Here is a 12,770-nt window from a genome sequence, read left to right as displayed (position 1 = left end):
ATCATCTTATATGTTCTCCATCTCCGAGGTTTTTGGTGCCGGCTTCGCAGGCCCGGATGATTGGCGGACGATCAGCTGCATGGCGACGCGTTCGATCTCCGCGGTCACGAGCCTGCCCTTGCGGATGCTGCTTGTTCTTATGCTATCCACGAGCGCCGACACGGCAATCCCGGCAATCCTATCCATGTCCATCCGGACCGTCGTCAGCGACGGCGTGACAACAGGCGACCAGATGAGGTCGTCGAAGCCGGTGACGCTGACATCTGCGGGAATGTTGATGCCAGCCTGCTGCAACTCCGTCAGTGCCCGCAACGCCTGCAGGTCGGAGAGGGCGGCAAAGGCGGTGAAACCCTGCCTGACTTTTTCGGCGAGACCGAGTGGGCAGTCACTGCCGTTCTCCTGCTCCAGCCGGTCGATCCACAGGGTTTCCGAATGCATGCCCGGGCGCATGCCGGAGCGGATGCCGCCGGCGCGGTCATTCTGGACGTTGGATTCCTGATTGTTGCCGATGATGAGGATACGGCGATGGCCGAGGCCTGCGAGATGGCCGGCGATTTCGTGACCGCCCTGCCAATGGTCGGCGGCGACGGTGTTGCCGGGCGTCGAGGGAGTGTCGATGACGGCGACCGGACAGGCGGCGGACGAAATGCGGGTGGCGCGGCGGGGAATGATGACCATGCCGTCGACGCCGCGCTCGACCAGCCGATTGATCGCCTCGGTCTGGGCGGCGACATCGCCGCGGGAATCGGCGATCAGCACGCCGTAACCGGCGGCGGAGGCAGCGAATTCGATCGCCTGCGCGATCTTCGGGAACAGCGGATTGGCGATATCGGGCAGCACCAGGCCGAGAACGCCGCTGCGGCCGGTCCGCAACGCCCGGCCGGCCTGGCTCGGGACGTAACCCAGCTCGGCTGCATGCTCGCGAATTCTTTCGACCAATTGGCCGGAGACCCGGCCTTTGCCGGAAAGCGCATTGGAGACCGTGGCGACGGAGACGCCGAGCGACGTCGCTATCCTGCTGAGGTTCGGTCCCGGGCGCGATGCTGTCATAATTGACGATCACTCTGATTAATCGTTTAACCAGATTGATAGCTTAGCTTTTTCCGCGTGTCGAATCTGAATTCATCTTATGCGCAATTATTCCGTTACGGCATGCGACAGGCAAGAAAAAGCCCCGCGAGACGATCGCGAGGCTTTGTATTCCTCAGGTCGATTGCAGCAGCTGTCAGCCCTTGACAGTCACAACCTTCGCCGCCGGTGCGGTCGTCTTGCCGCCGGGGGCGAAGCCACCGCCGACTGCGATGTTCAGCGAGACATAATCCTTGGCCATCTGTTGGACGGATGCGGCAAGGCTTGCCTGGGCCAGCGAAACCTGGCGCTGCGCGTCGAGAACGTCGAGCAGCGAGGAGGCGCCGTCCTTGTAGGATGCAGTCGAAAGTTCCAGCGTTTCCTGCGTGGTCTTCACCTGGGCCTGAAGCGCCGCGACCGTTTGTGCGTCACGCCGGACGGCCGAAAGCGCATTCTCGACCTGCTCGACCGCGGTCAGCACCGTCGACTTCCAGTTGAGATAGGCGGTCGCAGCATCGGACTGTGCCGACTTGACGTTGGCGCGAAGGCGGCCACCATCGAAGATCGGCAGGTTGAGCGTCGGGCCGAAGGACCAGGGCGTCAGGCCGCCATGGATGCCACGCTGGTTGATGTAGGACGGCGAGATCGAGCCGCTAAGCGAGATGCTCGGATAAAGCTGCGCCTGGGCAACGCCGATATTGGCCGTTGCGGCGGCAAGATCACGTTCCGCCACGCGGATGTCCGGACGATTGCGGATCAGGTCGGCCGGGATGCCGGAGGTGATGCCGCCGCGGAATACCGGCTGACCGGAGCCCTTCAGCAATTCATCGACAAGAGCCGAAGCCGGCAGGCCGAGCAGCGTGGCGATGTGATGGGCTGATATGCGGATATTGGTTTCGAGGCCGGGAATTTCGGCGAGCGTCGACTGCACCAGGCCTTCGGCCTGAACGACGTCAAGACGCGAGGCGGCGCCAGCTTCAAGCTGGAACTTGGTCAGTTCGTAGGTTTCTTGGCGAGACTTTAGGTTGGCCTTCGAAAGCGCCAGGCGCTGCTGAAAGAAGCGAACGTCGATATAGCTCGAGACAAGGTCCTGTATGAGGGTCAGCCTGGCAACGTCAGCCGATGCGTAAGCGGAATCGAGCGAGGCAAGCGCGCTCTCCGTATTGCGCTTGTAGAGCCCGAAGAGATCGAGCAGCCAGCTCAGCTGGACGTCGCCGGCACTGGTGTTGCGCGTGTCGAGCTGCGTGCGCAGCTCGCCCTTCTGGCCGCTGACCGTCTGCGAGGCGCCGACCGTCAGGCTCGGCAGGCCGCCGGCGCCGGCGGTGGTGACGTTTGCGGAAGCTGCATTGATTCTTTCGATCGCCTGCTGAACTGTCAGGTTCTGATCGAGGCCGGCCTTGACGTAGCCGTTCAGTCTTGAATCCTTGAAGGCGGTCCACCATGCTGCAGTAGCAACATCGCCATCGCTCTTGGTTCCACCCTCTCCGAATTTGGCGGGCAGCGGCATCTCAGGAGGAACATGATCTGGGCCCACAACGCAGCCCGACAACAATAACAATAATGCCGGTGTGGCAAAACGAAGAGATACCATTCATTTCATCCTGTACTCGAGCAAGTCAATTCTTGTCCGAAGCTTCATGCTTCACTATCGGCCGCCGCGCTTCGTTCTACCAAAAACACCATTCCGAAGCAGTCGGGCGCAATGTAGCAACGCGAACTGCATTATCACAGTGCATTTATATCACAGTCCTGCCGCATTTTTGCCGCGTGTGGCAAAGATGCGTCGAATGACGACGAAAAACGACGGCACGAAGAAAATTCCGAGCATCGTCGCCGCCAGCATGCCGCCGAGAACGCCAATGCCGATGGCATTCTGTGCCGCCGAGCCCGCGCCTGTGGCGATTGCCAGCGGCACGACGCCGAGAATGAAGGCAAGCGAGGTCATGATGATCGGCCGCAGCCGCAATCTCGCTGCTTCCAATGTCGCCTCGTAGAGCCCCATGCCGCTTTCCATACGATCCTTGGCGAATTCGACGATCAGAATGGCGTTTTTCGCCGCCAGCCCGATGGTGGTGAGCAGGCCGACCTTGAAATAGACGTCGTTCGCCTGGCCGAACAGAGTTGCCGCCGTCAGCGCTCCGAGGATGCCGACGGGCACCGCCATGATCACCGAGAAGGGGATCGACCAGCTTTCGTAAAGCGCCGCCAGGCAAAGGAAGACGACGAGAACCGAGATCGCGTAGAGCATCGGCGCCTGCGAACCGGAAAGCCGCTCCTGATAGGAGATGCCCTGCCAGGCGACCGTATAACCGCCGCCGAGTTCATTGGTCAGTGCTTCCATTTCGTTCATCGCATCGCCGGAGGATACTCCGGGAGCGGATGCGCCGTCGAGCGGAATGGCGCTGACGGCATTGAAGCGGGCAAGCGAAGGCGCGCCCTTCACCCACTCCGTCCGGGTAAAGGCGGAGAAAGGCACCATTTCGCCGTCATTGTTGCGGGCATACCAGTGGTTGAGATCGCTCGGCTGCATGCGGAAGGGCGCATCGCCCTCGACATAGACCGGCTTGATCTCGCCGTTCAGCGTGAAGTCGTTGACGTCCCGGCCGGTGAAGATGATCGACAGCATCGAATTGACCGAGGCGATGTCGACGCCCATGGCGCCAATCTTCTCCTGATCGAGCACGATGCGCATCTGCGGCTCGACTTCCTTGTTGCTGCTGCGCAGCGCCACGATCTTGCCTGACGTGTTGCCCATCTGGACCAGCCGCTTGGAGGCGGCCGTCAGGGCATCGTTGCCATGGCCGCCGGTGTCGACGAGATACATCGAGAAGCCGCTCGAGACGCCAAGCCCCTGGATCGCCGGCGGCAGCAGCGCGAAGACCTGCGCCTCGCGGATCGCAAAGAAGCTGCGCAGCGCACGGTTGACAACCGATTGGGCGCTCAGCGTCGGATCGGTGCGCTGTGCGAATTCCTTGAGCTTGGTGAAGACGATGGCGCTGTTCTGGCCGGAACCGCTGAAACCGAAGCCGAGCGCGCCGAAGACGGAATCGACGGCATCCTTCTCGTTTTCACGATAATATTTCTCGACCTTCTCGACGACCGCCTGGGTCTGCTGCGTGGTCGAGCCCGGCGGTGTGGTGACGATGGTCAGCAGCACGCCCTGGTCTTCCTGCGGCAAGAAGGAGCTCGGTAGACGGGTGAAGAGATAAGCGCAGCCGGCGCCGACCAGAAGGAAGACCAGCATGACGCGGATCGGTCGCTTCAGCAGATAGCCGATGGCGCTGATATAGCCGTTGGTCGAGCGCGTGAAGTTGCGGTTGAACCAGTCGCCGACGCGGTGCTTCCTGTGTTCGCCGACCGGCTTCAGCATTGTGGCGCAAAGTGCAGGCGTCAGCACGAGGGCGACGAGCGCCGACAGCAGCATGGCTGAGACGATGGTGATTGAGAACTGCCGATAGATGATGCCGGTCGAACCGCCGAAGAAGGCCATCGGAATGAAGACGGCGGTGAGGACGAGCGCGATGCCGACAATGGCGCCGGTGATCTCGCCCATCGATTTTTCCGTTGCTTCGAGCGGCGAAAGCTTTTCTTCGGACATGATGCGTTCGACGTTTTCGACGACGACGATGGCGTCGTCGACGAGAAGGCCGATCGCCAGCACCATGGCGAACATCGTCAAGGTATTGATCGAGTAGCCGGTGACCGCCAGCACCCCGAAGGTGCCGAGCAGCACCACGGGAACGGCAATCGTCGGGATCAGCGTCGCACGAAGATTCTGCAGGAAGACGAGCAGCACCACGAAGACGAGCACGATCGCTTCGATCAGCGTGTGGACAACTTTCTCGATCGACAGTTCCACGAAGGGTGTCGTGTCATAGGGATAGGTGATCTCCACGCCCGCCGGCAGGCCACGGCCGATAACCTCAAGCGCGGAGCGCACGCGGGCGGCGGTATCGATGGCGTTGGCGCCGATCGCAAGGTTGACGGCAAAACCGGTTGACGGCTGGCCGTTGTACCGAGAACTGCCGCCGTAGCTTTCCTGACCGATCTCGATGCGCGAGACGTCGCTCAAGCGCACCGTCGCGCCGTCCTTTTCGACCTTCAGGATGATATGTTCGAAATCGGCGACAGTGGTCAGCTGGCTTTGGGCGGTGATGGTGACGTTGATCTGCTGGCCGGGGATCGTCGGCTGAGCACCGAGCGAACCGACGGAGACCTGGGTGTTCTGGGCTTGGATGGCAGACGTCACGTCGCTCGGCGTCAACTGGTATTTCAGCAGCTTGAACGGATCGAGCCAGACGCGCATGGCGTATCCCGAACCGAAGACATTGATGCTGCCGACGCCTTCCAGGCGCTGGATCTGATCCTCGATCGAGGTCGACATGATATTGCCGAGGTCGACAGAATTGCGCTTGCCGTCGGTCGAAACGAGCGAGCCGACCAGAAGGATGCTCGAGGTCGAGCGGGTGACGCTGATGCCGGCATCGATGACGTCGCTTGGAAGCTGCGACTGAACCAGCTGCAGCTTGTTCTGCACCTGCACCTGGGCGATATCGGGGTCGGCGCTCGTCCCGAAAGTGAGCTGGATGCTGGCCGAACCCGTCGATGAGGTCGAGGTCATGTAGGTGAGGTCGTCGAGGCCGGTCATGCCGTCTTCGATGATCGTGGTCACCGATTTCTCGACAGTCTCGGCGCTGGCGCCGCGATAGGTGGCGTTGATACGAACCGTCGTCGGGGCGATGTCGGGATATTGCGAGATCGACAGCGTGAAGATCGCCAGCAGGCCGGCGAGCATGATGGTGATCGCAATGACCCAGGCGAAAATCGGACGTCGGATGAAAAACTTGGCCATCGGTTGTTCCTGTGCGGCTGAGACGGTGACGATGCGAGGCTGCAGCGATTATTATTTCGCTGCGGGCTTCTGCGCGTCACCGGCCGCGGGCTGCTCGGCAGGCACGACCACGCCGTTGTCGTTGATCTTCATCGGGACCGGCTTCACCGGCATGCCGGAGGTGATCGATTGCAGGCCGCTCACGATCAGCTGATCGCCGTCCTTGATGCCTTCGGTCACGAGCCAGGAATTGTTGGAGGGCGAGCTGTTCTCGAAGGCGCGGGTTTCGACCTTGCCGTCGGCGGAAACGAACTGTGCCGTCAGCCGGCCGTTGGCGTCACGGCTCGTCGCCAGCTGCGGCAGCGTATAACCGGCCTCGGCGCCGAGTTCGACGGTTGCGCGGACATACATGCCGGGCAGCACGATACGGTCGGGATTGGGAAAGAGCACGCGGATGATGAAGGTGCCTGTGGTCTCACTGACCACCTGCTTCGACATGTCGAGCTTGCCCTGCTGGTTGTATTCCTTGCCGTTTTCGAGGATCAGATGGAAGACGACATTGGCTTCGCCCTTGATGTCCCCGGCGGCCATTGCATCGCGCAGCTTCAAGAGGTTGGTGCTCGATTCCGTCAGCGAGATGTAGATCGGATCGAGCTGGCGGATCGTCGTCAGCCCCGTCGTCTGGTTGGCAGAGACGACGTTGCCGACATTAACGGCCGTCTGGTCGATGATGCCATCGAAAGGGGCGACGATCCTGGTGTGGTCGAGGTCGATCTGTGCGGCGGCGAGTGCGGCCTTCGCCGACTCGACTTCGGCCTTGGCCTGAAGCAGCGTCGTCTTGGCCGTTTCGAATTCGATCTGGGTGGCGCCGCTGCCGACGAGGCGCTGGTAGCGGTCGAGATTGCTTTCGGCGCTCGGCACGCTGGCCTGCGCCTTGGAGATCGCCGCCTTGGCCTGCTCGACGGCAGCGATATAGGGTGCATCCTCGATCTGATAGAGAAGGTCGCCCTTCTTGATCTCGCCGCCGTCCTTAAAGGCGACCTCGCGGATCAGGCCGCTCACCTGAGGCCGGATATCGGCTGTCTGAAATGTCTCGGCGCGGCCCGGCAGGATCGTGGTGATCGGGAAGGTACCCTTCGTCAGCGTGATGACGCCGACCGGGGCAGCCTGCTGCGCCGCGCCTGCACCCGCATTGCCGGCGGGCTTGGAGCCACTGTCGCTGCAGGCGGCGAGAAGGGCTGCGAATGCCAGGGCCGAGGAGATGAGGAGGGCACGGCGTATCATGCTGAATTCCTGTGCGGTGGCAATCGCCGTTCAATCCACGAGCTCGGCCCACGGGCTCGGCTGGGCCGAGCACAGGCTTATATAAGCGTCAGGATTGGGTGGGCTTCAAATGCCGTTATCCGAATTTAAGAAAAGCTTTACGAAGTGACGTAATTCAGCAATCATCACTTAGCAAGCGCTATTTTGCAGTGCGGCATCGACGAAACACACGATTTTTTCGGCGCGGTGCACGAGTGTCTCCTTGTCGTCGCGAGCGATCAGGACAGGGTGCAGCACGCAGGCCAGGACGTCTGCGACGGTATGCGCCGCGCTCTTTGGATCGCGGCAATGATAACGTCCCTCCGCCATGCCTTCGCGGATGATCTCGCCGAGCTTCGCTTCGATGCGGGCGCGATAGCGATTGCCGGCCTCGAGTTTGGCTTCGATCGTCGAAAGTACCATTTCGAAGATGTAAGGGTTCTTCTGGATGTCCTGCAGGTGGCTTTCCAGCAGGCGCAGGATGAAGTGGAGCAGTTGTTCCTTTGGCGGTAACTTCTCATCGAAGGCGGCGAAGCGCTCGGCGGCATCGTCGAGATGGCGTCCGGCGATCGCATCGACCAGCGCGACCTTGGAACGGAAATGCTTGAAGACATTGGCGGGCGACATGTGGAGCGCGCCGGCGATATCGGCGATCGACACCGCGACGAAGCCCCGCTCGCGAAACAGCATCTCCGCCATGGAGAGAATGTCTTCCCGCGTTTCCTCGGCCTTGCGTCTTGGCCTTCTTGCCATTTGTTCCCCGCCGGGCTGAGCCCGATACCCCTTTTTTCCGATGCTAGCGCATAACCCCGAAAATCGGAATCGATTTTCGGAAAGGATTATGCGCCAATTCAACGTGATAGAGCGTCCTTAGCGCGTCCTGTTGGACGCGCGGCGCCCTAGCGCCATTGGGCGAAACGCCGCAGGCCGGTGAACGGCGCGGCGGCTTTCGTGTGCCGCGATTTTAAGGGAAATAGCGGGCGAGGTTGGTTCGGATACGGGCAAGCGGCGTCTCGCCGTTGTTGTCGGGAGCAAAACGCTCACCGGTGATCGCCTCGTAGGCTTTGATGTAGACGGCCGAGGTCTGCTCGATCAGTTCGGCGGGGATTTCCGGGATCTCGTCCTTATAGGGATCGCAACGCTCCGCCACCCAGCCGCGGACGAAATCCTTGTCGAAACTTTCCGGGCGTTTTCCGGCGGCAAAGCTTGCCGGATAGCTTTCGGCAAGCCAGTAGCGGCTGCTGTCCGGCGTGTGGATCTCGTCGGCGAGGATAATGTTGCCGTCACCGTCGGTGCCGAACTCGTACTTGGTATCGACCAGGATCAGGCCGTTTTTCGCCGCCATCTCCTGGCCGCGGGCAAAGAGGGCGAGTGCATATGTCGACAGCGTCTGCCATTGCTCTTTCGTGAGAAGGCCACGCGTGACGATTTCCGCCGGCGTCAGTGGTTCATCGTGACCGCCGTCGAATTCCTTGCTGGTCGGCGTGATGACGGGTTCCGGCAGGATCTGGTTGTCGCGCATGCCGTCGGGCAGACGCATGCCGTACATCTCGCGTTCGCCCTTTTTATAAAGCGTCAGGATCGAGGTGCCGGTGGTGCCGGCGAGATAACCGCGCACGACGACCTCGACCGGGAGGATGTCGAGCCGCTTGCCGATGACGACATTCGCATCGGGATAGTCGAGAACGTGGTTCGGGCAGATGTCCTTCGTCGCCTCGAACCAGTAGCGCGCCGTCTGTGTCAGCACCTGGCCCTTATAGGGGATGCAGGTGAGGATGCGGTCGAAAGCGCTCAGCCGGTCGGTGCTGATGATGATGCGGCGTCCGTCCGGAAGATCGTAATTCTCGCGCACCTTGCCGCGATAATAGTTCGGCAATTCCGGGAAATGGGCTTCGGAGAGAATTCGCACGGCGTTCGACTGTCCTTAATTATTGGGTGAAGACTTCCTGCTCTAGTTTCATTGCTGGGGAAGTCAAGCCGATCGGGTATCGCATCACAGCCAGAACAGAGCGGTAAGAAGCAGGGCGAGGCCGTAACTTGTGACGGCAAGCGGCCAGCCGGTGCGCAGGAAATCGCCGAAGCGGTAGCCGCCGATCCCCATTGCCAGTGTGTTGTTGTGATGGCCGAATGGCGTCAGGAAATCCAGGGAGGCGCCGGCGGCGACTGCGATCAGATAGGCGTCAGGCGCATGCCGGCCGGCTCTTGCGAATTCCAGTGCGATCGGGGTCAGGACGATTGCGACCGTCGCGTTGTTGACGAAAGGCGTCAATGCCATGGCGAGGAAGAGGATGAGGGCGATGCCGATGAGCGGATGGGTGATCGGCACGACGAGGCTCAGCCAGCCGGCGATGGTCTCGGCCGCTCCGGTGCTCGCCACCGCCTGACCGATCGGGATCATCGCCGCGAGCATGATGATGATCGGCCAATTGAGATCGGCCATCGCCTGGCGGATGTTGAGGTGATTGAGCAGGGCGAGCGCGAGCACGACACCGGCAAAAGCGACGTCGGGACGCAGGCCGGCCGCGGAGGCGGCGACGCCGCAGGCAAAGAGCGCGAAGGGCCGCCAGGAGAGGAGAGCCGGTTCGGCCGGTGCCGTCGAGGCGAGCGGCAGGCACTCGCTTTCCTCCAGCGCTTCGGCAATCGCCGCGCGCGGCCCCTCGAGCGTCAATATATCGCCGATTGACAATTGCAGGTCGAGGAAGCGGCCCTCGATGCGCGGCGCGCGCATGGAAAGAGCGGTGACAGCAACGCCGCGAGAATGGAAGACTTCAAGCGAGCGGACGCGCGAACCGACCAGCGTGCTTTCCGGCATGACCACGGCTTCGATACGGGTGAAATCCGGCTGTAGACCAAGCGCGTGGGTGTCGGCCGTCAGAGCCTGTGTGGCGGCAAGATCGGCAAAGGTCGCATCGGCGCCCTCGGCAAGCAGTACGTCGCCGGGTTCGATCACCAACTGGTCGAGTGGGCCGAATGCAAAGTTGTCGTCGCGGATCAGCGCGTACGGCTTGATGGCGAACCGTGCCGGGCAATCGGAAAGCCTTGCGCCGATCAGCGGTGAGACGTCAGGGATGCGACGCTCGACGACGATGCGGCGCGCCGCCGGGGAGATCGTTGCTGGTGTTTCGTCGGCTTCCGGAAACAGGTGCTGCACACGAAAGGCGATGAGCAGAATGCCAACGATTGCGACCGGAAGGCCGACATAGGCGAAATCGAAGAAGCGAAAGCCGGTTCCGGTCGCCTTGGCGAGCGCATCGCTAACGAGCAGGTTGGCCGGCGTGCCGATCAGCGAAACGAGGCCGCCGAGCAGGGCCGCGAACGAGACCGGCATGACGAGTTGGCGGCGCGGGATCGTCAGGACCGTGCCAAGGCGCAACGCCACCGGCAGGGTGATCGCAAAGGCGCCTATGTTGTTCATGAAGATGGACATGAAGCCGGCGAGCGAGGAAGTGCCGGCGATGACCTTGAACCTCGAAGGCCTTGCGGCCGCGAAACGGGCGGCGAGACTGTCGAAGAGCTTGGCGCGCGCCAGCACCTGGACGATCAGCAGGATCTCGATGACGGTGATGACGACGGGACTGGCGAAGCCCGTGAAGATCTGGTCGGCGGGATAAAGGCCGAGCGCATAACCGCCAAGCTGGCCGGCGATCGAGACCACCTCGATGCGGATGCGATCGAGCGAGAAGAGAATGAGCATCGCCAGCAGAAGGATCAGCAGGGATGCTTGCTCGAACGACATGGGCGGGTCCGTTGTTTCATCGATCAGGCGGGACTGTAATCGTTCCTCATGCGCTGTACAGAGGCGCCTTCAGGCAAAGATTGAACAATCTCATATCTCGCGTCAGGCTGGTGGTGCCTGCCACCGGCCTCTGGCGTTCTGCTCCAGAATGGGGGTTGCGAAGACGCAGACGGTACGCGCGATCCATTGCCGACCGGCGGCTGCGAGGCTGTCGCGCCAGCGCTCCGATTGCAGCATGGCGGCACCGATAACGACGGGTTCGATACCGCAGCCTGACAGCAGATGAAGACCGGCGACGATCGAGGCGCCGCTGGAAATGACGTCATCGATGAGTGCGACGCGCCGTCCCTGAAGCAGCGGCAGCATGCGCGGATCGATATAGAGGCGTTTCTGCTGTGTCGGCGTGGTAATTGAAGACAGGGCAACGGAGAGCTCGTCGCGATACCAGAATTTGCGCGAGGTGCCGAGCGGAACGTAGCGGTCATGCCCGAGCTTCTGCGCCACGGCGGCGGCGAGCGTCAGGCCGAGCGTCGGCAGGCCGGCGACGACATCGATCCGCATCGGCCTGATCTTTTCGGCAAGGCGTTCGGCGAGCGCATCGAGCACGGCGAAGCTTGCCTGGTTGACGATCAGCGAGGCGAGGGCGTGATCGCCATCGGCCAGCACACGGATCGGCAGGCGAAGCTGACGGCCGTCTTCGAGCACGGCGACATAGAAGGAGGTAAATTCCCCATCGGCGGAAAAGGTGCCGGGCGGGTGAATCTCCTGCCAGAAATCGTGCGGCGCCATCTCCGTCACACCGGTCAATTGCGTCTCGTCCTTTCCATGCCGGTTTTCCGGCGTAGCGCCTGCAATTCCGGTTCGCTCAGCGCACGCACGGCGCCTTTCGGCAGTTCGCCGAGTTCGAGCCCGCCGATTGCGACGCGCACGAGGCGCAGGCATTCGGTTCCGAGCGCCTCCAGCATGCGGCGGATCTGGCGATTGCGACCCTCGTCGAGCTCGACCTCGATCCATGAATTCCTGTCGCCCTGGCGCAGGCGCCGCGCGGCTGTCGCCCTCAGCACCTCGCCATCGTGGCGGATGCCCGATGTCATGGCGGCAATGTCCTCATCATCCATGATGCGGTCGATCTGGACATGATAGGTCTTCGTCACATGCGTGACCGGATCGAGCAGGATCTGGGCGAATTCGGTGTCGTTGGTGAAAAGCAGCAGGCCCTCGCTCGCCTTGTCGAGCCGGCCGACCGGAGAGAGATGCGGGATGTCGAAATCCCTGAGGCAATCATAGACCGTCGGCCTGCCTTCGGGATCGTGGCGGGTGGTGACGAGACCGCGGGGCTTGTTGAGTATCAGATAGATTTTCGCTTCGGCCGCGATGACGAGGCCATCGATACTGATCCTTGCCGTGGCAAGATCGACCCATGCGGAGGTATCGCTGATGGTGCGACCGTCGACCGCAACGCGATTTTCGGCAATCAGACGTTCGGCCTGCGTGCGGGAGCAATAACCGAGCTTGGAAAGGGCGCGGGGAAGGGTAACCCGCTTAGCCGCGGCGTTGTCGGCGGGCTTTGTCCGCTCACGCGTCTTGTGCGGTGGGCGCCGCTCCCTCATCTGCCATCCTTACTGCATAATTCAAAGTGCTACAGCGTCGTTTGCGCGTCTGAAAAAACGCGCGGCGCTGTAGTCCTGCTTTTGCTGCCGCTTTCTTGGCATGAACGGCGCAAGGATGCCAGCAAGGCAGATTAAAAACGAGGGGGAATAACAGGCGCCGCAAAAGAGGCTCAGCGCTTTGGGATAAAGCGCCGTCACGGCTTGATAGGGTGGTGCTGCCTCA

10 protein-coding genes (1 of these 10 only partly in view) are annotated in these 12,770 nt (G+C 61.8%); all 10 read right to left on the bottom strand.

What is annotated here, in order from left to right:
- Positions 1 to 6 precede the first annotated feature (6 nt).
- Positions 7 to 1,050: a LacI family DNA-binding transcriptional regulator gene (locus J3P73_RS20285; protein WP_130692595.1), complete on the bottom strand. Its 1,044-nt coding sequence runs from the start codon at positions 1,048 to 1,050 to the stop codon at positions 7 to 9.
- Positions 1,051 to 1,225: 175 nt separating this feature from the next.
- Positions 1,226 to 2,659, bottom strand: coding sequence for an efflux transporter outer membrane subunit (locus tag J3P73_RS20280; RefSeq protein ID WP_018068951.1), 1,434 nt, complete (start codon positions 2,657 to 2,659; stop codon positions 1,226 to 1,228).
- Between the two features lie 150 nt (positions 2,660 to 2,809).
- Positions 2,810 to 5,920, bottom strand: a complete 3,111-nt coding sequence (locus J3P73_RS20275; RefSeq protein ID WP_024323096.1) for an efflux RND transporter permease subunit — start codon at positions 5,918 to 5,920, stop codon at positions 2,810 to 2,812.
- 51 nt (positions 5,921 to 5,971) lie between these two features.
- On the bottom strand, positions 5,972 to 7,183 hold the full coding sequence (locus tag J3P73_RS20270) for an efflux RND transporter periplasmic adaptor subunit (RefSeq protein WP_130771818.1): 1,212 nt from the start codon (positions 7,181 to 7,183) through the stop codon (positions 5,972 to 5,974).
- A gap of 168 nt (positions 7,184 to 7,351) precedes the next feature.
- Positions 7,352 to 7,954 (bottom strand): TetR family transcriptional regulator, encoded by a 603-nt coding sequence (locus J3P73_RS20265; protein ID WP_207579693.1) that lies wholly within the window; start codon positions 7,952 to 7,954, stop codon positions 7,352 to 7,354.
- Between the two features lie 211 nt (positions 7,955 to 8,165).
- Positions 8,166 to 9,110 carry a phosphoribosylaminoimidazolesuccinocarboxamide synthase gene (locus J3P73_RS20260; protein ID WP_130692589.1) on the bottom strand — a complete coding sequence of 315 codons (945 nt, stop codon included), beginning with the start codon at positions 9,108 to 9,110 and terminating at the stop codon, positions 8,166 to 8,168.
- Positions 9,111 to 9,194: 84 nt separating this feature from the next.
- On the bottom strand, positions 9,195 to 10,937 hold the full coding sequence (locus J3P73_RS20255) for an SLC13 family permease (protein ID WP_130692587.1): 1,743 nt from the start codon (positions 10,935 to 10,937) through the stop codon (positions 9,195 to 9,197).
- A 102-nt stretch (positions 10,938 to 11,039) separates the two neighbouring features.
- Positions 11,040 to 11,726 carry a phosphoribosyltransferase gene (locus J3P73_RS20250; RefSeq protein ID WP_024323100.1) on the bottom strand — a complete coding sequence of 229 codons (687 nt, stop codon included), beginning with the start codon at positions 11,724 to 11,726 and terminating at the stop codon, positions 11,040 to 11,042.
- A gap of 14 nt (positions 11,727 to 11,740) precedes the next feature.
- Positions 11,741 to 12,547, bottom strand: coding sequence for a pseudouridine synthase (locus tag J3P73_RS20245; RefSeq protein ID WP_130692585.1), 807 nt, complete (start codon positions 12,545 to 12,547; stop codon positions 11,741 to 11,743).
- Between the two features lie 220 nt (positions 12,548 to 12,767).
- Positions 12,768 to 12,770 carry the final stretch of a hypothetical protein gene (locus J3P73_RS20240; protein WP_011653303.1) on the bottom strand. Its footprint extends 204 nt past the window's final position, so only the last 3 of its 207 coding nucleotides appear in the window; the start codon falls outside the window, past its right edge; the stop codon is at positions 12,768 to 12,770.

The sequence above is a fragment of the Rhizobium ruizarguesonis genome, assembly GCF_017357285.1.
Classification (GTDB): domain Bacteria; phylum Pseudomonadota; class Alphaproteobacteria; order Rhizobiales; family Rhizobiaceae; genus Rhizobium; species Rhizobium ruizarguesonis.
Note: the sequence above shows the minus strand (reverse complement) of the source record. Positions and strands in the feature narration are given on the sequence as shown.